The sequence below is a fragment of the Streptomyces kebangsaanensis genome (assembly GCF_001906585.1).
Lineage (GTDB): Bacteria > Actinomycetota > Actinomycetes > Streptomycetales > Streptomycetaceae > Streptomyces > Streptomyces kebangsaanensis.
The window spans coordinates 41,147-61,808 of sequence record NZ_JUJA01000158.1; the positions used below are offsets into that span (position 1 = coordinate 41,147).

The window sequence follows — 20,662 nt, forward strand, 5'->3', positions numbered from 1 at the left end:
GAGCCGCTGCGCGGCCCGGCCGAAGTGCAGTTCTTCGGCGACCGCGACGAAGTACCGCAGCTCACGTGTCTCCACCCCGTCAGCGTAACCGGGCCGGCCAGGAGCGATACCCGGGCGGTATCGCCGTCCACCCAGCCGGTCTTGGACGCCCTGCCCGGCGGGGGAGAAGTATCGATGTCATGAGTGAGACGCACACCGTGAACCACCACAAGGTCGCGCTGGTGACCGGGGCCAACAAGGGCATCGGGTACGAGATCGCCGCCGGGCTCGGCGCCCTCGGCTGGTCCGTCGGAATCGGCGCGCGGAACGAGGAGCGGCGCGAGGCCGCTGTGGACAAACTGCGCACGGCCGGGGCCGACGCGTTCGGCGTGCCGCTGGACGTGACCGACGACGCGAGCGTGACAGCGGCGGCCCGGCTGATGCAGGAGCGCGCCGGGCGGCTCGACGCACTCGTCAACAATGCGGGGATCACCGGCGGCGGACCGCAGGAGCCCACCACGGTCGACGTGAACCGGGTACGGGCGGCCGTGGAGACCAACGTGATCGGCGTCATCCGCGTCACCAACGCCCTGTTGCCGCTGCTGCGCCGCTCGCCGTCACCGCGGATCGTGAACGTCTCCAGCAGCGTCGGCTCCCTCACGCTCCAGACCACGCCGGGCGCCGAGACGGGCCCCATCGCCATCGCGTACGCTCCGTCGAAGACGTTCCTCAACGCCGTTACCGTGCAGTACGCCAAGGAACTGGCCGACACGCACATCCTGATCAACGCCGTCTGCCCCGGCTTCACGGCGACCGACCTCAACGGCTTCCGGGGAGTGCGCACCCCCAAGCAGGGCGCAGCCGCCGCGATCCGGCTGGCCACCGTAGCGGCCGACGGGCCGACGGGCCGCTTCTTCAACGACGAGGGAGAGGTGCCCTGGTGACGCGCATCCGGCCCGTCCCCGGGGAGATGGCGCCTGCGCTTCCTCGTGACCGGCACCGTCACGCTATGCCGGTACAGCCGCCGCGCCCGAGCTGCTGGCGGCGGACCACGAGGTGAAGGATCGTTTGGAACGCACACGTCATGGCAACCGGCAAGCGACTCCCCGGCGACGCGTTCACCATCCGATATCCGGAGCTGGACCCCACTTGGAACTTCGACTTCGACGATCGAGGCGAAATAACCCGCCGACTGCCACGCTTGGCAGCTCTCTACCCGGAGTAGGCGGAAACTCGGTCACGCCGACCGGGAAAAACCGCCTCAGAGGTCCGGGCGGATCTTGCCGCCGATATGGGCCAGCTCGATCGCCTGTTCCTCCTGGACCAGGCGGAAGTGGATGCGGCCGGCGCCCGGGGTGAACCGGGCGTGCAGGTGGTAGCAGTGCTTGGTGCCGTCCGGGTCGGTGAACCGGCACACCCGCTTGCGGGTCTCTCCCTCCGGGGTGACCTTGGTCCGCCAGTCCGGTTCCGGCGTGGTGGGGTCCCAGGCGGCGACCGACTCCTCCAGTCGCTCCAGACACTGGCGCACGGGCACGACCCAGTGCGGGTTCAGGCCGGTGAGGTGGTCCTCGGTGCGAGGCAAGAACCGCAGGTGCGGGTAGAGGTCGGCACGCCGCTCCCAGATCAGGCGTCCGGAGGTGACGGTGTGCAGGCGCGAGCTCCGGATCCAGGTGCGGTGCTCGTCCACATGCGGCTGGGCGGAGGCGTGCCGCACGTCGACGGTGTCGTGGACGACGTCGAGTTCCCCGCCGTCCCCTTCGACCAGTTCACTGCGTCCGACCGCGACGGTGTGGCCGAGCCACTCGGCGGCCACCGGAAGGCTGACGGCGATGCCGTCCATGAAGTTGGCCGCGCCCAGGCCAAGTGCGGGGGTGCCCCCGTGCCGGTACTCCAGGTGCCCGGCCGCGTCCTCGGCCGGGAACACGCGGTGGAAGGGCGATTTGTTCTGCAGAGAGCGTAAGCGCTGCCAGCGAACGTGGTTGCGCGGGCTGCTGCCGATCCACTTGTTGATCGGGTAGCCGTCCGTGATCTCCATTGACTTCAGCGGTACTTCGCTGACCAGTGCGGTGCCCGGCCCGTCCTCGGCAGCAACAGCGCGGACGGTGTCGACGAAGTCCTTCATCGCCCGGTCGGCGCGCGCCGGGTCACACGCGGTGCCCCAGGACTTCTCGTTCAGGAACAGCAGCGGCATGTCTCCCCTCCGGTCTCTCAGTCCAGCAGCTGGTCGAGCGAGTGCTCCCACTCGTCGAAGAAACCCTCGGGCCAGTGCTCGATCATGCCGTCCTTGTCGATGCGGGGAGTGACGACCTCGGTGCCCGCCCCGTTGCCGCGGAAGTAGTGCACGACGGCGCTCTCCGGCGGGAGCACCTCGCGTTTGACGGCGATGCGCACGCCGTTGAGGACGTGGTCGCTGTGCGTCTCGACGAGCAGCTGGGCGCCGGTCGCCGCCGCCGCGGCGAGCAGCGCCGCCATCCTGCTCTGCCCCTTGGGGTGGAGGTGGGCCTCCGGGTTCTCCAGCAGGATCAGGCTGCTGGGTGTGGCGGTGAGGCAGGCGACGACGATCGGCAGGGCGTACGTGAGCCCGAAGCCGACGTTGGTGGGACGGCGGCGGCGGGTGGCGTTGATGCCAGCAGTGCTGCCGAAGCCGTAGGAGAGGCGGACGGAATCGGTGCCTTCGATGGCCGAGGCCTGCAGGTTGACGCCGGGGCAGAGTTCCTGCATCCAGGCGACGGTCTGGTCGAGGAGCCTGGGCGAGGTGGCCCTGCGGTGGCGCAGTGGTCCTTCGGGGACGACCCGGTCGACGTGGTGGCGCAGGTAGTTGACCGTGTGCTCGCCGCGCACTCCCAGGAAATCGCGGGCGATGGCGATCTGGTGTGAGCGCGGGTATGTGACTGCGGGGGTGATGCGGTCGGCGTGCAGGTACTGGAAGGGCTGCCGCGCGAGGAGCGGTGCTTCGCCCGCGGATTCGCCTTGCATGACGTCCTGGTCCGGCTCCTGGAAGTCGTACAACGCGAGTGACGCGTACGTCTTCCCGTCCTGCTTGAGGGCGAACCCCATAGCGGGCACCGCGGAACCGGAAGTCCGTTCCGGAACCGGATCGAAGTCCTCATGCAGCACGTCCTGAGCCGTACCCAGCCCGACGAGCTCGCCGTTGAGTAAAAACCCGGGGTGTGGTTCCGCCTTGCCCTTCTCCGAGGTCCCGGAGTCATAGGACTGCCTCAGCATGCCGAGCGCCTGTAACACGCTGCTTTTCCCGGACGAGTTCAGTCCGGTGAGCAGAGTGAGCGGTCCGAGAGGTAGCGTGAGCCGGCGGAACGCCTTGAAGTTGACCAATGTGAGTTCGGTGATCACTGCTCGGCCCTTTCTCCGCTCTCGGTCAGCAGGTCCTGAAACAGTTCCTCGATCGCCTCGAAGCGCTTGTGCACCCTCTTCGGGTCACCGGTCCCCACCGAGATGGAGCGCTCGAACTCCGAGTCCTCCATCATGTCCGCGAGCGCCGAGTTGACGTCCCACTCCGTCAGTTCGTCGCGCTCGTCCGGAGTGAGCGCCGCCAGATTCACCGCGACACTTTCGAACAGTGCTTTGTTGATGGGTGACTTACGGCGCTGTCCACGCCGGTACTTGCGGAAGGCGTGGACGCCGAAGATCTCCCGCGCCGACCACATGGACTGGAGGAACTCGTCCCGCAGCCGTGCCTCCTCGTCGGCGTCGAGGCGGTTGACACGATGCATAGCGTCCGCGAGGAAGCCGTCGAAGTATCCCTGCCGGTACTCCGTCGGCGGAATGAGGCGGAAGGCGAGGAAACGCAGGACCATCTCCCGGTCGGCCATGCGGTCGCCCACCACGCTGTGCCCCGTGGCCTGTCGGAAGGCATCGGTTTCGGCGAGCTCCGCGAGGAACGTCCTTGCCCGGCCCGGGATCAGCGCGTGCCGGATCTCCTGCCGGGTCAGCGGCTCGCCCCCCGTGTTGAGCCGGGCGAAGACGTTGAACATCACCGGTTCGGGTGTACCGCGCCGGATGACGTGGACGACGACCTCGGTCTCCCGCAGGCGGATCTGCAACTTACCGGAGAGATCGTCCATCCCGACGCCCTCCAAATTGTGCAGATACTCCAGCCCGGTCAGCCGCAGCGGCGGCCTGCCGACCGTGTCGGGGTCGAGGAAGCGCGCGATCGAGGTGAGCCGCTGGATGCCGTCGACGATGGCCCAGCTGCCGTCCTTGTTCTCCGCCGCGTAGAACGACGGGATGGGGATGCGCAGCAGCAGCGATTCGATGAGCCTGCTCTGCTTCTCGTCCGTCCAGATACCGGCCCGGCGCTGGAAGTCGGGGGCCAGGTCGATCATCTCGTTGCGGAGCCGAGACAGCAGCAGATCGACCGTGGAGTTGCGGGTCTCGATGTCGATCTTCTCAGGGTCGAACGGCGAGGTGATCCGGTCCGCCTCGACCTCGACGTCCTCACGCTCGACGTCGGTGGGCAGCCCGTCGGTGGTGATCTCGACGCCGAGCCCTCCGGCCGTTTCCTGGCCGTCCGTGCCCGCGGCCCCCTCCTGGTACCGCTCGAACACGGACCGCCGGTCCCGCGTGCGGCCCGGGCTGCTGTCCTCCAGCGCGGCCATGATGTCTTGTCGCCCTCGCCCTCATGTTCTGCCGGGTCTCCCGGCTGACGGCACATCAGTTCTCAGCCTACCGGCCGTGATCCCGTCGTGACGCCCCGTCCGCCGACGCGGTCGAGACAGCGGGCAGCGGCGGCCGCCGGGTCCGCCGTCGGCCGTGGCTGCTCGCCCACGAGTCCGACGCCTTCCGTCCCTGCCGCCGACCGCGCGCCGGTCGAGAGGCAGGCGGCACCGACACCGCCCGCTCGGCGACTCGCCCTATCGGAGGGTCACTTCGCACCACACGGTCTTGGTGTACGGGTCCCCGCACGTCGTGCCCCAGTGGTCGGCCAGCACCTCGACCAGCAGCAGCCCGCGACCCGACTCCCCTTCGGACGAGGGCGGTTGCAGCAGGCCGGGACCGGGTGGCCGGCGGTCGGGGCGTGGGTCCGTCACCTCGATGCGGAGCGCGGAGTCCTCCAGGTGGAAGGTGAGGCCCAGCCGGAAGTCACGCCCCTTCTCCCGGCCGTGCAGCGCCGCGTTGGCCGCCAGCTCCCCCACGAGCAGGGCGGCGGTGCGGTGGGCGTCGGAGTCGTACGGCCAACCCCAGGAGTCGAGTTGTTCGCAGGCCAGACGGCGGGCGAGCCGGGCACCTCTGCGGGTGGCGGACAAGCGGATCGTGAAGTGACGCGGGGACGCGGCAACTTCCGCTCGGTGGCCGTCGGCCGTCTCCGGGGGTGAAATCTCGGCATTCATGTCACTCAGCGTGGTCATCGCTCCCTACGCTGAACACCACCACAGGCAGTACGCAGCGTCGCTGTCCGGTCACCGTCCGGATCTGTCCGGGCCGTGCCGTGTGACGCGTCGCGTCGGCCGGCGGTTGAACACGGGACGTACACGGGAGGTGTCGGGGCGTGGGTGCGACGGGACAGGGACAGCAGGTCACGGACGGAGCGGAGGCGTTCGGCGGTGACGACGAGTCGACCGCCGTGCTGCGGATGGTCGGCAGGGTCATCAAAGCGTGCCGGGAACGGGCGGGGCTCACACAGACCGAGTTGGGCGCGGCGATCGGGTACAGCGAGGAGCAGGTGTCCTCCGTGGAGCGGGGGCGGCGGGCGCCGAAGGAACAGTTCCTGGACGGGGCGGATCAGGTACTCGGGGCGGGTGGGCTGATCTCGGGGCTGAAGAAGGACGTGAGGGAGGCTCGGTACCCGAAGAAGGTTCGGGATCTGGCGAAGCTGGAGGGGGAGGCGGTGGAGATCTGCGCCTACGACAACTCCGTAGTCAACGGGCTTCTTCAGACGGAGGAGTACCTGCGGGCCGTGTTCGGGTCTCGGCGGCCTGCCTTCTCGGAGGAGGAGGTGGAGCAACGCGTCGCCGCACGGCTGGCTCGACAAGGGATCATCAACTCCGCAAATCCAACACCGGCATTCAGCTTTGTGCACGACGAGGCGGCCCTGTGCCGACGAGTCGGGGGCAGAATGGTGATGCGGAAGCAGCTCGAACGCCTGTTGGAAGTCGGGCAGATGCGGAACGTGGAGATCCAGGTGCTGCCCATGGATCGTGAGGACAACGCCGGTCTCGGCGGCCCCTTCCACCTGCTGCGACTCAAGGAGGGCACCACTGTGGGGCACAACGAGGTTCAGCGCACCAGTCGCCTCATCTCGGAGCCCAAGGAGATCCAGATTCTTGAGCTGCGCTACGGGGTCATCCGGGCTCAGGCTCTTCCGCCGCGAGAATCGCTGGCCTTCATCGAGAAAGTGCTTGGAGAGACATGAGCGTGAAGCCTTCGACCGGTCACGGCTCCGAGTTGGAGTGGTTCAAGAGCAGCTACAGCACCGACGACGGACCTGCCTGCGTGGAGGTCGCCTCCACACCTGGCACCGCCCACGTCAGGGACTCGAAGAACATGCACGGGCCCAGGCTCGCCTTCGGACTTCAAGGGTGGGCTGCCTTCGTCTCATACACCGCTGGTCCCTGACATACGGCCACCCGCGCACCACAGTGCGGCATGACCATCACCTCAGCCACCCCTGACCCCGACGAGTGCGACGCAGGGTCCACTCCGGACACCTTGAGACAAACCTGACGTCACAACGGACGTGGTACAGCGATCACTACCGCAGCCGCCCGGCCGACGCCCTGCGTGAATTCGGGGTCATGATCTGAGCGCGCGTCACGCCTGCCGCACCCCGCGTGCAGTTGCGTACTGGGCGCGGGGCGTCGGTACGAAGAGTTGGATCGGCCCGGCCCAGTGGGCCGCCTTTGTCTCCTGCGCCGCCGATCGCTGAAGTGTCGGTGGGTCTGGTCCTACCGGGTGTCGTCGGCTTCCTGCGCGGTTTCCCAGCGGAAGGAGGCGAGGGTGACTCGCTCCTCGTCCGGTCCGGTGTTGCCGTCCTCGTGGTCACCGCTCCGCCGGCGGCGGGCCAGGTGTCCGAGGGCGACGATCGCGCTGAGCAGCAGCCCGATCAGGCAGACCACGCCGAGTACGAGTCCGGCCATGGCCAGCAGGCCGAGTCCGGCCAGGTGTGCCATGAGCTCGCCCAGGTTCGTGCATCCGCATGCCGGCATGCCGCCATGTTCCCCGCGCACGGCGCGGCCGTGGTAGCCGCGTGGCGGATTCGTGCTCCGGAAGTGCCTGTTCCGCGATGTGCGCGCAGGGGGCCGCGGGCGTGCGAGTTCGCCGGGTCCTGGGCCGTGGGACCGTAGCCTGTGACGTATGGGTGATCTCTTTCTGGTCCGGCACGGGGAGACCGAGTGGTCGCGGTCCGGGCGGCACACCGGGTGGACGGACGTGCCGCTGACCGAGCGCGGGCGGGAGGAGGCGCGGCGGCTGGTGCCGTTGGTCCGGTCGCACCGGATCGGGGCGGCGTTCGTCAGTCCGTCGCAGCGGGCGCGGGAGACGGCCGAGCTGGTCGGGGTCCACGACGCCCGGGTCGACGCGGATCTGCGGGAGTGGGACTACGGCGGGTACGAGGGCATCACGACCCCCGAGATCCAGCGCACCCGGCCCGGCTGGTTCCTGTTCACCGACGGGGTCGTGCCGGGGCCGCCGGAGCATCCCGGGGAGACCGTGGAGCAGGTCGGGGAGCGGGCCGACCGGATGCTGGCCAAGGTGGACGCCGCGTTCGCCGACACCGAGGGCGTGGTGCTCCTGGTGGCGCACGGGCACTTCCTGCGGGTGCTCACCGCCCGGTGGCTGGGGCTGGCGCCGTCGTCGGGGGCGCTGTTCCAGCTGGCCACGGGGACGGTGTGCCGACTGGGCACCGAGCACGGGCGGCCGGTCGTCGCGGGGTGGAACATCCGGCCGGCGCCCTCGCCGTGAGCGGTGCCGGCCCGTTGTCGGACCCTGGTCGTACTCTTCGAACGGGTTGATCGAATGGGTTGATCGACGGCCCAGGGAGGAGTACGCCGTGACACGACCGCCGACCGCCGCGCAGCGCCGCGTCGTCGACGCCGCCGACCCCGTGACCGGGCGGCTCAGGGGTACTCGGGCGCAGCTCACCGCCCTGGTGGAGCGGGGGCTCGCGTTCCGGCACCCGCGCCCGCCGCACGACCACTTCCTGACCCCGGCGGGGCATCGCATACGGGAGGCCGAGGAGGAGGTGGAGGCGGTGTCGGAGGCTCCCGCCGCCGGGGACGCGTCCTCCGGCGGCGGTGTGTTCTCCGCTCGCGTCGGCGGTGAGGAGGAGGCGTACGACGGTGCGGGGCGGGTGCGCGAGGTGCACAGTGCCTGGCAGGGGCTGCTGGAGCTGCGCCGGATGACCAATCCGGACGGTGCCACCGACCGGCCGTGCGGCTGGGAGCGTGCGAACCTGGTGCGGGCCGCCGCACTCGCCCTGGAGGCGGCGGGGCACCCTCCGGCCGGGCCGGACGCGGACGGCTACCGGGTGCGCGCGACCCCGCAGCCGGAGGCGGTCGCCGTGTACGGGCCGGACGGCACGGCGCTGCGGGCGTGCGCGGCCACGCTGGAGCGGGCGGGCTGGCAGACCGGGGAGTACACGGAGCCACGCACGAGGGCCCGGTACCTGCTGGCGTCACCGCGCAGGGTGTGAGGGTCATGCCAACATCGGTGGTTCGAGTGACGTGGAAGGCAGAAGAAGGTGATGCCGTGAGTGAGCCGTTTTCCGTCCGGGTGACCGTCCGCGGGTACGAGACCGACGTGCAGGGGCACCTCAACCAGGCCGTGTACCTCAACTACGCGGAGCACGCCCGCTGGTCGTTGCTGCAGGCCGCCGGGATCAGCCAGGCGGGGCTGATCGCCCGGGGCGTGGGGCCGGTGGCGCTGGAGACGACCATCCAGTACCGGCGGGAGCTGCTGGCCGGTGACGAGGCCGATGTGACCTGCGCCTTCGAGTGGAGCGGCGGGAAGACCTTCCGCATCCGGCAGACCATACGCAAGGCCGACGGCACCGTGGCGGCCGAGATCACGGCGGTCGGCGGGCTGCTGGACCTCACGGCGCGGAAGCTGGTCGCGCGTCCCGACGAGTACTTCAAGGAGCTGACGTCGGATCCCGGCCTCTTCGGCCTCTGAGCCGAACGGCCGGAGTCCTTCGACCGGTCAGCTCTGCTCGGTGATCCGGGCCAGGCGCTGGGCCTGGGCGCGGGTGGAGCGGGCGATGGTGTCCTCGTCGGCGTGGAGCAGGCGGCCGTTCCCGACGATCTGCCGGCCGCCCACGAAGGAGGCGGTGACGGGTGCGGCCGCGCCGAGGACCAGGGCGGCGACCGGGTCGGCGATCGAGGCGTGGGCGAGGGTGTCGAGCCGCCACAGGACGAGGTCGGCCAGCTTGCCCGGCTCCAGGGAGCCGATCTGGTCGGCGCGGCCGAGGACCTGGGCGCCGCCGTGGGTGCCCAGGCGCAGTGCCTGGCGGGCGTTCAGGGCGGTCTCGCGGTGCGGGCCGAGCCTGTTGATCAGCAGCGCGTTGCGCAGCTCGGTGTGGAGTTCGCCGGACTCGTTGGAGGCGGTGCCGTCGACGCCGAGTCCGACCGGGACGCCGGCCGCCAGCATGTCGGGCACCCGTGCGATACCGGCCGCGAGGCGGGCGTTGGACGAGGGGCAGTGCGCCACGCCGGTCCTCGTGCGGGCGAAGGCGGCGATGTCGGAGTCGTTCATGTGGACGCAGTGCGCCATCCACACGTCCTCGCCGAGCCAGCCCGTGGACTCGAAGTAGTCGGTGGGGCCCATGCCGAACCGCTCGTGGCAGAACGTCTCCTCCTCCCTCGTCTCCGAGCCGTGCGTGTGCAGCCGCACGCCGAGCCGGCGGGCCAGTTCGGCGCCCTGCTTGAGCAGGTCGGTGGTCACGGAGAACGGCGAGCAGGGGGCGACGGCCACCTGGGTCATGGCGTCGAAGGCGGGGTCGTGGTGCTCGGCGACGGTCGCCTCGGTGGCGGCCAGCGCGTCGTCCAGGCTCTCCACGGCGAAGTCCGGCGGCAGGCCGCCGTCCGACTCGCCGAGGTCCATGGAGCCGCGGGCCAGGGTGAGGCGGACGCCCGTCTCGCGGGCGGCACGGACGATCGTGCCGGACAGGTCGCCGGCGCCGCGCGGGTGGACGTAGTGGTGGTCCACGGCGGTGGTGACGCCGCCGCGGGCCATCATCGCCAGCGAGCCCCGGGCCGCCGCGTCCACCATCTCCTCGTCGATGCGCGCCCAGGCCGGGTACAGCGCGACGAGCCAGTCGAACAGGTTGCGGTCGGTGGCCAGGCCCCGGGTGATCCACTGGTAGAAGTGGTGGTGGGTGTTGACCAGGCCGGGGGTCGCGAGGTGGCCGGAGGCGTCGATGCGGCGTACGACGTTCTCCAGGCCCTCGGGGGCCCTGCCCGCGCCGAGCGCCTCGATGCGGTTGCCGGCGAGGACGAGGTACCCGTCCGCGTACTCGGTGTCGTGCGCGTCGACCGTCGCGATCGAGCAGTTCTCGATGAGGATGCGCGGGCCTGCTGCCATGGTTCCCTCCTTCTCGCCCGGTGGACGTCGCTCGGCGGACCCCGCTCGGCGGACCTCGCTCAGTGGCCCCCGCTCAGTGGACCGGGATCCGTGCCTCGCAGCCGTCCCGGAGCACGGTGGCCTCGATCAGGCCGTAGGGGCGGTCTGCGGCGAAGTACACCTCGTTGTCGTTCTTCAAACCGAACGGCTCCAGATCCACCAGGAAGTGGTGCTTGTTCGGGAGGGAGAGGCGGATCTCGTCGATCTCGCCGCGGTGGTCGATGACGCGTGCGCCCATCCGGTGGAGCGTCTGCTGCAGCGAGAGCGAGTACGTCTCGGCGAAGGCCTGGAGCAGGTGCCTCCTGGTCTGCTCGTAGGACTCCTCCCAGTCGGGCGTCTCCTGCTCGTCGTCGGTCCAGCCGAACCGCCAGCGGGCGGCGACGTCCGTGGCGAGGACGCGGTCGTGCGTCTCCGGGAGGGTGGTGTACTTGTCCTTGACGTAGCCCCAGAACTCCGAGTCGGTCGAGTTGAGCACCGTGAGGTCCTTCAGGCCGGAGATCACCTCCCACCTCTCACCGTCGTAGGTGGTCTGCGTCAGCCGGGTCTCCTGGCCCCTGCGGACGAAGGAGTGCCCGGTCCCGGTGCCCTCGGTGGCGCCGGAGGTCCCGATCCGCTCCCAGGCGTACTCCTCGATGCGGATGCGGGCCCGGCGGATCGGCTCCTGCGAGGTGACGAAGTGGCGGGCGAGGTGGATGCCGAACCGCTCGGCGGACTCGATGCCGTGCTCCTTGGCGAAGGCGAACACCGTGTTCTTGGTGGTGTCGGTCGGCAGGACGTTGGCGTTGGAGCCGGAGTAGTGGACCTCCTCCATGTCGCCGCTCAGCGCCACGGACACGTTCAGGTCCTTGATGTGGTGGACGGCGCCGTCCCGCGTGATCCTGACGACCCGGGTCTCGGCCTTGCCGTACTGGTTCTGTCCCAGAATCGTGGGCATCTCCGGCTAGCTCCCTCGGTACACGGAATAACCGAACGGGTTGAGCAGCAGCGGTACGTGGTGGTGCTCGCCGGGTACGACGGCGAAGGTGACCGCCACCTCGGGGAAGAACGCGGATCTCCCGAGGTACGGCTCCACGGCGAAGTCGAGCCGTACGTGGGTGGTGCCCTCCGGCAGGGCCGGGAGGTCCTCGCACCGCCCGTCGGCGTCGGTCGCGGAGCCGCCGAGCGTCCGCCAGTGCGCGTGCGGGCCCCGGCGGGCGGAGAGGTGGACGGCGACGCCCTCGGCGGGGCGGCCGGCGGAGGTGTCCAGGATGTGCGTGGAGACGGAGGCGGTGGTCTCGGTGCTCATGCGTTTCCTCTCCTCCGGGAGCGTTCACGCGTTCGGACGGTCACTCGTCTCTTCGAGCAGTCGGGCGAGGCGGATACGGTTGATCTTCCCCAGTTCGGCGCGGGCGGTCTCGTACTCCTGCTCCGGCGTGTTGCCGATCCGCTCCTCGAGGGCGTCGCGCAGCTGCTCGCCGGTCCGGCCGGTCGCGCGGATGAGGAAGACGTGGCCGAACTTCTCCTGGTAGGCCAGGTTGAGGTCGAGCAGCTCGGCCTTGAGCGCGTCGGAGGCGCCGGTCATGCCGCGCTGCTCGCGGGCCGAGGCGGGATCGCCCGGCCCGGGGCGGCCGATCGGCGGGTGGCCGGCCATCGCCTCCCGCAGATCCGCGTCGGTCAGCTCCGCCAGGGCGGCGTCACTGGCGGCGTAGAAGTCGTCGGGGGTGGCCCAGGGGCGGGCGGCCAGCAGCCGCTCGGCCCACGCCGTGGAGGCGCACACCTCCAGGAGGGCGGCGCGGGCCGTGTCCTCCGGGAGGGTGTTGAACCGGGCGAGGCCCGGCGGCGTGGACGTCGACGTCACGTGAGCCTCCGTGGGCCGCGTACGGACTTCTCGTGCTGAACGGGCTGTGGACAGCCAACACCCTCCGCGACATCACGTCAACGCTTTGTTGAAGATCCGGGCCCCGGGCCGGGCGGCGCTCTCAGCTCTCCCTCTCGCGGTTGAGGTAGTTGTAGACGGTGAAGCGGCTGACGCCCAGCGCGCTGGCCACGGTCTCCACCCCGTGCCGCACGGAGAAGGCGCCGCGCGCCTCCAGTGTCCGTACGACGTCCTGCTTGGCCCTGCGGTCCAGGTCCGCGAGCGGCATGCCCTTCCCGCGCTCCATGGCGGCCAGGATGCGATCGAGGGAGTCGGCGAGCCGGGGCAGGCGTACGGCGACGGCGTCGACGCCCTCCCAGGCGAGCACCACGTCGTCGGGGCCCGCCTCGTCCGGTGGGAGCATGGTGCCGCCGATCGCGTCGACCAGCGGTTTCACGGCCGCGACGAACGGTTCGTCGCCGGTCATCGCCCGCCCTCCTCGATCACGTTGACCTGGATCGAGACGCGGGTGGCGCCGGCCGCCAGGGTCTTGCGCAGCACGGCGTCCACGGCGGCCACGACGGAGTTGACGCCCCCCTCGCCCGTGTTGCCGAACGGGCCGATGTCCACGGCGTCCAGGTCGCCGGCCTCGATGACCCTCCGCGCCACCAGCGCGTGGGCGGGGGGCTCGTCCAGGTCGAAGGGTTCGGTCGTGAACTCCACTCTCAGTCGCACGGTGCCCCCCATGGCGTCGCAGCGTTGGTGTGCCCCCGTCGCTCCGCCACGACCCTAACGGACTCCCCCGCGGCGATCAGCGGAAACACGCAGGCATGCCGTCGGGGCGGGACGGGACGGGAAGCGCGCGCCGCGGGTCTTCGCCGGCCGTTCCCCGTCCGGGAGTCCGGGGCGGGCGACTCCGTGGCACAGCGCGGTCCGGGTCACGCCACGGCGTGGGCGCGGCCACGGACCGGCCGGGGTCCGTGGTGACGCCCGGGGGCTCAGGCAGACGTGTAGGTCAGGCACTCGACCTCGGTCTGCCGGTAGCCCACCGTGATGCCGGGGGCGCGGCATTCGAGCTCGGAGTTGTGCCGGCAGTCCGACATCTTGCACGCGCCGACCCGTCCGGTGACGGACGGGTCGCCGCCCTTGGTCCGGGAGGTGGTGAAGGTGTCGCAGTGCGCGTGGCGGACGACCACTCCGGCCGTGTCCCCGACGGTGATGGCCAGAGCGTGGCAGGCGCGCTCCCGGTTGTAGGCGCAGTTCTCGGCCGCGCACTCGTTCACGACGGGCATTTCCATGACGGCGGTCTCCTCGTGTCGGTGTGTCCGCCCGGCTCGTCGGCGGTGAGCGGCAGGCGGCTGACGTGAACATGGGCCCACCCAGGTCGAGCATGGTCGCCGGCACCGTCGGCAGCCAGCGGACTTCGGCCGAACGGGGCAGTGGCCGGGGAGTTCGTCCGGGGCCGAGGAGTGTGCCGTGAAGCGTGAGATCGCCGTGGCCGCGACCCGGTGCCGGTGCCTGCCGGGCCGCGGCGAGGTCAATGAAGGGGGCGAGGACGCGCTCCGCGCAGCGTGCCCAGTCCGGTACGGCGGTGGGTTCCTCCCCGCCCGGAGCGCCGGGGCCCACCAGTGCCGGGCGTACCGGGCCGGGCCGCCGCCCTTCGCCGGTTCCGCGGCCGTGTCCAGGAGTGCCAGTCCGCCCGGTCCGGCCTGGGGTGCGTCCCCGGTCCCCGCACGGGGCGCCCCAGGCACGCACCGCAAACGGCGGAAACAGGGACACGCGGCCGCCGAAGGCTCCGTCACGCCGTCGAGCCGAGGACGAGTCACCGCCCGCTCCCTGGAGCCCACCCGAAATACTGGGGAGTATCATCAAGGGGGCGCCCCGCCCTTTGCATGGTGCACCGGACGGCACATCGGACGGCATGGCGGCGTGGACGGTACCGAACGAGAGAAGGATCCGGATGGCAGTCACAGAAGGCGCCGAGGCCGACGATGCCAAGCGTCGAATTCTGGACGCGGCGGCCGAGGCTTTCATGGAGCAGGGTTTCGGCGTCGCCATCGATGACATCGCCGACAGCGTCGGCGCCACCAAGGGGTTGATCTACTACCACTTCCGCTCGAAGTTCGACATTTTCCTGGCCGCGTACGAGCACGGCATGCGGACCGTCCGTGACCAAGTGGAGCCGTTGGCCCACACCACGGGGACCGGGCGCGAAAGGCTGGTCGCGATGTCGACCCAGCACGTGCTGAATCTCATGACGAATCTCGCGTATCACCACGTGGTTCACCTCGGAGTCCGTGAACAGTCGTCGACCGCGCTGAAACCGCGTCAGCGGAAGGCGTTGGACGCGCTCAACGTCCTGCGGGCCGAGTACGAGGACCTTTTCCTCCGGGTCGTGCAGGACGGCGTCGAGGACGGCACCCTCCGTCCCGTGCGCGCGAAACTGGCCGCCAGAACTCTCCTGTGCAGTCTCAACGCCGTCGACATGTGGTTTCACCGGATCGAGGGGCAGTCGCCGGACGACCTGCGGCAACTCGCCGACGACATCGTGGACATCGTGCTCGGAGGGCTGCTCGCCGATCCGGCTCGCTGAGACTCCCCCGGCAGTGGGACGCGGCTGCCCGTCAGCTCTTCGCGCTGATCATTGATGCGCGCAGCACGGCTTTCGCGAACTTGCCGGAGGCCGTCTTGGGGAGCCGGTCCAGCACGGCGACCCTCTCGGGGATCCACCACTTGGCCACTCGTCCGGACAGATGCCGGCGGACGCTCTCGGCCGTGAGACCGGAATCCGGTACCGGCACGACGCAGGCGAGCGGCCTTTCCCCCCACTTGTCGTCGGGCACCGCGATGACCGCGGCCTCCAGGACGTCGGGCATCGCCATGATCTCGTTCTCGAGTTCGACCGACGAGATCCACTCCCCGCCGGACTTGATGAGGTCCTTGGTCCGGTCGACGATGCGCACGACCCCCAGCGGATCGATGGTGGCCACGTCGCCGGTCCGCAGCCAGCCGTCCTCGGTGAACGCCGAAGCACCGGTGGAGCCGCCGAAGTAGGCGGCTGCGATCGTCGGGCCGGCGACCTGCAGTTCGCCCCGGTGCCTCCCGTCACGAGGCACGGGGGAGCCGTCCTCGGCGACCAGGCGCAGCGAGCACAGCACCGTGGGAGGTCCGGGATCCGCCAGTGCCGTGACGCGGTCGCTCCCGGTCAGGGAGCGGGACTGTTCGCCGGGAACCCTCGCGCTGCAGACCAGGGGGCTGGTCTCGGTCATGCCCCACGAGCTCGTCAGCGGTAGCCCGACCTTCTCGTGGAAGGCACGGGAAAGGGACACGGGCAGCCCGCCCCCGCCGCTGACGACGCGCCTGAGTGAGCTCAGGTCGGCGTCCTCGGCGTGGGGCAGTATCCCGCGCCAGACCGTGGCCACCGCAGCGGCGAAGGTGACCCCGTGCGCCTCCATGCTCCGGACCAGATGCTCCGGTGACATGACCGGGCCGGGCATGACCAGATTCGCCCCCGACATCAGCGCGGCGTACGGAAGGCCCCAGGCGTTGACGTGGAACATGGGCACGACCGGCATCACGGTGTCGTCCTCGCCGATGGCGAAGGTGTCCGCCATCAGCAGTGTCATCGCGTGCAACACGATCGAACGGTGGTCGTAGAGCACCCCCTTGGGGCGGCCCGTCGTCCCCGAGGTGTAGCACAGAGCGGCGGCGGTGCGTTCGTCGGCGATCTCGAACCTCCCGACCGGCCGGGCGGCGGCCAGGAGGGACTCGTAGTCGTGTACGCGGGGGTCGGCCGGCAGCTCCGTCGGTGAGCCGTCGTCCATCACGACCACATGACGCACGCTCGGGCACGTGTCGAGCAGGGGACGCACCACGTCGAGCATCGAACGGTCGACGAAGAGCACTTCGTCGGCGGCGTCGTCGACGATGAAGGCGAGGTCCTCCGTGAAGAGGCGGTGATTGATCGTGTGCAGGATGCGGCCCGTGCAGGGAACGGACATGTACAGCTCGAGGTGACGCTGCGAGTTCCATCCGAAGGTCCCCACCCGGGCGCCGGCGGGAACGTCCAGGTGGTCCAGCACGCCGGCGAGACGCCGGATCCGCTCGGCCACTTCGCCGTACGACGCGGACACCGTGCCGTTCAGCTGTGTCGTGGTGACGTGCTTGCGGCTGAACCTGTTCTCCATGCCGTCCATGAGCATCGGCAGCGACAGGGGGCGGTCTTGCATGAGGCCGTGCATGTGCGTTTCCTTCTGTCGTTCAGGGACGTTCTCGGCTACCGCGAGACAGGCGCCACGGCCTCGGCCGTGTCTTCCTTCCGGACCGCGCCCGCGAGCAGAGGAGTGAGGGCGACGCCGACGACCGAGGAGACGATGACGACGTAGAGGCCCGCGCCGGGGTTCCCGGTCGCGTCCTCGGCCAGACCGAAGGCGTACGGGCCGATGAATCCGCCCAGGAGTCCGATCGTGTTGATGAACGCGAGTCCGGCGGCGGCGACCACGCCCGACATCCTCGCCATGGCCACGGACCAGAACAGCGGCAGGGTGCCGAAGACGAAGATCATGGACACCGCGATCAGCAGGATCTGGACCACCGGGGACGAGGAGAGCACGAAAACGGCCGCCGTGACCGCCGTCGCGGCCGCGAGGATCCCGATGAGGGCCACCTCGTTGGGGAAACGGCGGTGCACGACCGGGACGAGGAGGACTCCGATGGTGGCGCCGATCCCCGAACTTCCCGACACCAGGCCGATGAGGAAGGCCCCGTGGATGTCCAGGTCCTCGACGATCGAGGGCAGGTTGAAGACGATGCCGACGTTCGTTATCTGGTTGAACAGGTAGATCAGCGCGACGATGACGATGAAGGGGCGCCCGAAGGCCTTCCCCAGGTTGCCCCTGATGCGGTTCCCGGCGTCCGAGCCGTCACCGGTCGCGCGCGCGGAAAGGACCTCGGCCTCCTCGGAGGTCAGCCACTTGGCGTCGCCGGGAGCATCCGGAAGGCCGAACCAGACGAGGACGCCGACGAGCATGGTCACGATGCCCTCGATCAGGAACATCCACTGCCATCCGTGCAGCCCCAGAGCGCCGTCGAACTCCATCAACGCGCCGCCCATCGGGTTGCCGACGATCAGGGCGACGGTCGGGGCCAGGTAGATGAATCCGACGACGGTGGCGCGGTGCTTCTGGGAGAACCACAGAGTGACCATGTACATCAGGGTCGGGTAGAGGCCGGCCTCGGCCATTCCGAGGAAGAAACGCAGCACGTAGAACGACCATTCGCCCTGGACGAACATCATGGCCGCCGAGAGCGCGCCCCAGGTGAGGGCGATCCGCGTGATCCAGCGTCTTGGCCCGACTCTGTGCATCACCAGGCTGCTCGGTACCTCCAGGAAGGCGTAGCTGATGAAGAAGACCCCCGCGCCCAGCCCGAAAGCCGTGGCGCTGATCCCCACGTCGGCCTGCAGCTGGGTCTTGGCCAGTGCGACGTTGGTGCGGTCGATATAGGCCATGAAATAGGCGGCGAGCATGACCGGCAGCAGTCGGACCATGGCCTTTCGAGTGACACGCGCGTGAAACGTGTCCGCCGCCGAAGAAACCGAATCGATAGCCATCGAAACCCCTCCCTGGGGTTGAGGTGCTCGGAAAGTGCGTGTCGTCAGAGGATTCAGAAGATCTCGAAGAGGCCGGCGGCGCCCATGCCCCCGCCGACGCACATGGTGACGACGGCGAGGCGGGCACCGCGTCGGCGGCCTTCGAGCAGGGCATGGCCGACGAGGCGTGCCCCCGTCATGCCGTAGGGGTGCCCGATCGCGATGGCACCTCCGTTGACGTTGAGCCTGGCGGGATCGATGCCCAGGCGGTCACGGCAGTGGACGGCCTGCGAGGCGAAGGCCTCGTTGAGCTCCCACAGGTCGATGTCGTCGACGGAGAGTCCGTGTGCGGCGAGCAGCTTCGGCACCGCGTACACGGGGCCGATGCCCATTTCGTCCGGCTCGCAGCCGGCGACGGCCATGCCCCGGTAGGCGCCGAGGGGCGTGAGCCCGCGCCTCGCGGCCTCGCGGGCCTCCATCACGACCGCGGCCGAGGCGCCGTCGGAGAGCTGGGACGCGTTGCCGGCGGTGACGGTGGAGGTCCTGGACACCTTCCCGTCGGGAAGCACGGGTGTGAGACGGGACAGCGCTTCGAGAGTGGTCGAGGCGCGGCTCCCCTCGTCCTTCTCCAGGGTGAACTCGTGGGAGGTCACGGGACCGTCCGGCCCGTCAGGAGCCGGCCGCCGGCCGGAGAACACGGCGATCTCCTCCGCGAAGAGCCCCGCCTGCTGCGCGGCGGCCGTCCGCCGCTGGGACAGCAGCGCGAACTCGTCCTGGTCGTCGCGGCTGACGCCGTGACGCTCCGCGACGATCTCCGCCGTCTCCAGCATGGGCATGTAGATCGACGGCTTCTCACGCGAGAGCCACCGGTCGGAAGCCCGGTGAGTGTTCCTGTACTCGTTCTGGACCAGGGAGATCGACTCGACCCCGCCGCCGACCACGACGTCCATCCCGTCGACGACGACCTGCTTCGCCGCGGTCGCGATCGCCATCAGACCCGACGCGCACTGCCGGTCCATCGTCATTCCGGGAACCGACACGGGCAGGCCGGCGCGCAGCGCCGCCTGCCGGGCGACGTTCATGCCCGTCGTGCCCTCCTGCATCGCGCAGCCGAGCACGACGTCCTCGACCTCCGGCCCGTCGAGTCCCGCCCGCCTCAGCGAGGCGGTGATCGCGTGTGCGGCCAGACGCTGACCCGACGTGTCGTTGAACGAGCCGCGGAACGCCTTGCCGATCGGCGTCCGGGCGGTGGAGACGATGACGGCCTCTCTCATGACACCGCTCCCGGCTCGGTGCCGGCCATCGCGGCGTACCGCTTCGTCTGGTCGAACGCGGACGCGGTGACCACGGGATCGCTCATGTCGCTGATCTCGGACCAGCGCTCGGCGATGGTCTCGGGCGAGCGCGCGTCCTCGGGCAGGTACACCCCGGCGGACTCCTTCATCCGGGCAACGGCGAAGACACCGGCGCCGGCGGCGAGGATCGTCTTGTTGGGCGCCTGTTCGCTGACGAGGAACAGGGCTCCCGGAGCGATCGACTCGGGAGTGAGCAGGCCGAGGAGCTCCTCGTCGATCAGGCCTTCGGTCATCCGCGTGGCGGCGGTCGGTGCGAGGGCGTTGACGTGGATCCCCTTCCGCTCGCCCTCGATCGCCAGCACGTTCATCAGCCCGACCAGGCCGGACTTCGCGGCACCGTAGTTGGACTGGCCGAAGTTCCCGTAGATGCCCGACGCCGACGTGGTCATCAGCACCCTGCCGTATCCCTGTGCCACCATGTGCGGCCACACCGCCTTCGTGCAGTGGGCCGAACCCATCAGGTGCACATCCATGACCTGGCGGAAGTCCTCCAGCCGGATCTTCGCGAAGGACTTGTCGCGGAGGATCCCGGCGTTGTTGATGAGGATGTCGACGCGGCCCCACTTCGCGACGGTCTCGTCGATCATGCTCTCGACGGCATCCGCGTCGGTGACGTCGCAGAGGTAGGCGAACGCCTCGCCGCCGGCGGCCCGTATCCCGGCCGCGACCCGTGCCGCCGCGCTCCGGCCGGTCGACACTCCGTGCGGCGCTCCCATGTCGTTCACGACCACCTTGACGCCCCGCTCGGCAAGGGCCACGGCGTGCGCCCGCCCCAGCCCGCCGCCCGCACCGGTCACGACCGCGACCTGACCTTCGAAGTTCATCTCACTCCCGTCATACTACGGAGTATCATCATGACCGGGGCGTCAACGGAGTGTCAACAGGCGGTTTCGAAGGCGGCGCCGCACCTGGTGAGAGGGTGCGGATCGGGGCGGTGCGCGGGAGGCTGAAGGCATGGACAACCCCGCGAAGCATCCGCACATCGTGGTGCACGCGCCGGCCCTGGACGGTTCACGGCGGGTGACCGAGGACGACGTGACGCTCGGGCTCGCGTCCCACCTGGACGACGTCGTCGAGATCCTCCGGCTGGTCGACCTGGACCGCGTCGAGGTGGAGGAGAGCGATCTCATCGAGTGGCAGGGCGGCGGTCCGGAGGACTGGCCGGGCCTGTCGGAGCACGAGGACGGCTGAGCCGGCGTCCGGCTGTCGGGTCCGGGCGCGACACGGGCGGGCGAAGGGTCGGGAGAGGGCAGGAAGAGGGCAGGAAGAGGGCAGGAAGAGACCGGGCGGTGACCGAACCGCCGGACAGGCGGGGGTGTGCCGGAGCACCAG

The 20,662-nt window shown here is 70.0% G+C and carries 25 protein-coding genes; 8 read left to right on the plus strand and 17 right to left on the minus strand.

All coding sequences use genetic code 11. The annotated features are described in order from the left end of the window. The coding region (locus tag RH94_RS46460; protein WP_324614331.1) for a LysR family transcriptional regulator at positions 1-75 on the minus strand (75 nt) is incomplete at its 3' end. A 104-nt stretch (positions 76-179) separates the two neighbouring features. On the opposite strand from RH94_RS46460, the gene RH94_RS28730 reads away from it, so the two are divergent. Next, positions 180-923 (plus strand): SDR family oxidoreductase, encoded by a 744-nt coding sequence (locus tag RH94_RS28730; RefSeq protein WP_073951268.1) that lies wholly within the window; start codon positions 180-182, stop codon positions 921-923. Between the two features lie 317 nt (positions 924-1,240). On the opposite strand, the gene RH94_RS28735 is transcribed toward RH94_RS28730, so the two are convergent. From RH94_RS28735 to RH94_RS28750, 4 genes are all read right to left on the minus strand, one after another. Then, positions 1,241-2,170, minus strand: coding sequence for a hypothetical protein (locus RH94_RS28735; protein ID WP_073951269.1), 930 nt, complete (start codon positions 2,168-2,170; stop codon positions 1,241-1,243). Positions 2,171-2,187: 17 nt separating this feature from the next. Then, positions 2,188-3,330 carry an AAA family ATPase gene (locus RH94_RS28740; protein WP_073951270.1) on the minus strand — a complete coding sequence of 381 codons (1,143 nt, stop codon included), beginning with the start codon at positions 3,328-3,330 and terminating at the stop codon, positions 2,188-2,190. Beyond that, positions 3,327-4,595: a DUF262 domain-containing protein gene (locus RH94_RS28745; RefSeq protein ID WP_079189231.1), complete on the minus strand. Its 1,269-nt coding sequence runs from the start codon at positions 4,593-4,595 to the stop codon at positions 3,327-3,329. The genes RH94_RS28740 and RH94_RS28745 overlap by 4 nt, the downstream gene beginning before the upstream one ends. A 255-nt stretch (positions 4,596-4,850) precedes the next feature. Continuing rightward, positions 4,851-5,327, minus strand: coding sequence for an ATP-binding protein (locus RH94_RS28750; protein ID WP_073951414.1), 477 nt, complete (start codon positions 5,325-5,327; stop codon positions 4,851-4,853). 242 nt (positions 5,328-5,569) lie between these two features. Here RH94_RS28750 and RH94_RS28755 point away from each other — a divergent pair, with 242 nt between their 5' ends. Together RH94_RS28755 and RH94_RS28760 are read left to right on the plus strand one after the other, a co-directional pair. Next, positions 5,570-6,349, plus strand: a complete 780-nt coding sequence (locus RH94_RS28755; protein ID WP_079189240.1) for a helix-turn-helix domain-containing protein — start codon at positions 5,570-5,572, stop codon at positions 6,347-6,349. Beyond that, a complete protein-coding gene (locus tag RH94_RS28760) occupies positions 6,346-6,552 on the plus strand; it encodes a DUF397 domain-containing protein (RefSeq protein WP_073951272.1) in 207 nt (68 codons plus the stop codon). The genes RH94_RS28755 and RH94_RS28760 overlap by 4 nt, the downstream gene beginning before the upstream one ends. Positions 6,553-6,881: 329 nt before the next feature. Here RH94_RS28760 and RH94_RS28765 read toward each other — a convergent pair whose 3' ends face one another. Then, on the minus strand, positions 6,882-7,142 hold the full coding sequence (locus tag RH94_RS28765) for a DUF4190 domain-containing protein (RefSeq protein WP_073951273.1): 261 nt from the start codon (positions 7,140-7,142) through the stop codon (positions 6,882-6,884). A 148-nt stretch (positions 7,143-7,290) separates the two neighbouring features. Here RH94_RS28765 and RH94_RS28770 point away from each other — a divergent pair, with 148 nt between their 5' ends. The 3 genes from RH94_RS28770 to RH94_RS28780 all read left to right on the plus strand — a co-directional run bounded on the left by RH94_RS28770 (position 7,291) and on the right by RH94_RS28780 (position 9,105). After that, positions 7,291-7,896 (plus strand): histidine phosphatase family protein, encoded by a 606-nt coding sequence (locus tag RH94_RS28770; protein ID WP_073951274.1) that lies wholly within the window; start codon positions 7,291-7,293, stop codon positions 7,894-7,896. 88 nt (positions 7,897-7,984) lie between these two features. Beyond that, positions 7,985-8,626: a hypothetical protein gene (locus tag RH94_RS28775; RefSeq protein ID WP_073951275.1), complete on the plus strand. Its 642-nt coding sequence runs from the start codon at positions 7,985-7,987 to the stop codon at positions 8,624-8,626. A gap of 56 nt (positions 8,627-8,682) precedes the next feature. Continuing rightward, positions 8,683-9,105 (plus strand): acyl-CoA thioesterase, encoded by a 423-nt coding sequence (locus RH94_RS28780; protein ID WP_073951276.1) that lies wholly within the window; start codon positions 8,683-8,685, stop codon positions 9,103-9,105. Positions 9,106-9,132: 27 nt separating this feature from the next. Here RH94_RS28780 and RH94_RS28785 read toward each other — a convergent pair whose 3' ends face one another. From RH94_RS28785 to RH94_RS28815, 7 genes are all read right to left on the minus strand, one after another. Further along, entirely contained in the window at positions 9,133-10,512 is a 1,380-nt protein-coding gene (locus RH94_RS28785) for an 8-oxoguanine deaminase (RefSeq protein ID WP_073951277.1), read from the minus strand. Between the two features lie 73 nt (positions 10,513-10,585). Next, a complete protein-coding gene (gene pucL, locus RH94_RS28790) occupies positions 10,586-11,485 on the minus strand; it encodes a factor-independent urate hydroxylase (protein ID WP_073951278.1) in 900 nt (299 codons plus the stop codon). 6 nt (positions 11,486-11,491) lie between these two features. Further along, a complete protein-coding gene (uraH, locus tag RH94_RS28795; protein ID WP_073951279.1) occupies positions 11,492-11,836 on the minus strand; it encodes a hydroxyisourate hydrolase in 345 nt (114 codons plus the stop codon). 24 nt (positions 11,837-11,860) lie between these two features. Then, complete coding sequence (gene uraD, locus RH94_RS28800) at positions 11,861-12,388, minus strand: 2-oxo-4-hydroxy-4-carboxy-5-ureidoimidazoline decarboxylase (protein ID WP_073951280.1); 528 nt, start codon at positions 12,386-12,388, stop codon at positions 11,861-11,863. 121 nt (positions 12,389-12,509) lie between these two features. Then, positions 12,510-12,872 carry a helix-turn-helix domain-containing protein gene (locus tag RH94_RS28805; RefSeq protein WP_073951281.1) on the minus strand — a complete coding sequence of 121 codons (363 nt, stop codon included), beginning with the start codon at positions 12,870-12,872 and terminating at the stop codon, positions 12,510-12,512. Continuing rightward, complete coding sequence (locus RH94_RS28810) at positions 12,869-13,120, minus strand: hypothetical protein (RefSeq protein WP_073951415.1); 252 nt, start codon at positions 13,118-13,120, stop codon at positions 12,869-12,871. Before RH94_RS28810 ends, RH94_RS28805 begins: the two co-directional genes overlap by 4 nt. A gap of 263 nt (positions 13,121-13,383) precedes the next feature. Continuing rightward, complete coding sequence (locus RH94_RS28815) at positions 13,384-13,683, minus strand: DUF1540 domain-containing protein (RefSeq protein ID WP_073951282.1); 300 nt, start codon at positions 13,681-13,683, stop codon at positions 13,384-13,386. 662 nt (positions 13,684-14,345) lie between these two features. Here RH94_RS28815 and RH94_RS28820 point away from each other — a divergent pair. Then, positions 14,346-14,978 carry a TetR/AcrR family transcriptional regulator gene (locus tag RH94_RS28820; RefSeq protein WP_073951283.1) on the plus strand — a complete coding sequence of 211 codons (633 nt, stop codon included), beginning with the start codon at positions 14,346-14,348 and terminating at the stop codon, positions 14,976-14,978. Positions 14,979-15,009: 31 nt separating this feature from the next. On the opposite strand, the gene RH94_RS28825 is transcribed toward RH94_RS28820, so the two are convergent. From RH94_RS28825 to RH94_RS28840, 4 genes are all read right to left on the minus strand, one after another. Continuing rightward, positions 15,010-16,626 (minus strand): long-chain fatty acid--CoA ligase, encoded by a 1,617-nt coding sequence (locus tag RH94_RS28825; protein WP_073951284.1) that lies wholly within the window; start codon positions 16,624-16,626, stop codon positions 15,010-15,012. 35 nt (positions 16,627-16,661) lie between these two features. Next, a complete protein-coding gene (locus tag RH94_RS28830) occupies positions 16,662-17,933 on the minus strand; it encodes an MFS transporter (RefSeq protein WP_234426112.1) in 1,272 nt (423 codons plus the stop codon). Between the two features lie 116 nt (positions 17,934-18,049). Then, entirely contained in the window at positions 18,050-19,249 is a 1,200-nt protein-coding gene (locus RH94_RS28835) for an acetyl-CoA C-acyltransferase (protein ID WP_073951286.1), read from the minus strand. Beyond that, entirely contained in the window at positions 19,246-20,154 is a 909-nt protein-coding gene (locus RH94_RS28840; protein WP_073951287.1) for an SDR family NAD(P)-dependent oxidoreductase, read from the minus strand. The genes RH94_RS28835 and RH94_RS28840 overlap by 4 nt, the downstream gene beginning before the upstream one ends. Before the next feature lie 130 nt (positions 20,155-20,284). On the opposite strand from RH94_RS28840, the gene RH94_RS28845 reads away from it, so the two are divergent. Further along, complete coding sequence (locus tag RH94_RS28845; RefSeq protein WP_073951288.1) at positions 20,285-20,521, plus strand: hypothetical protein; 237 nt, start codon at positions 20,285-20,287, stop codon at positions 20,519-20,521. Positions 20,522-20,662: the final 141 nt, after the last annotated feature.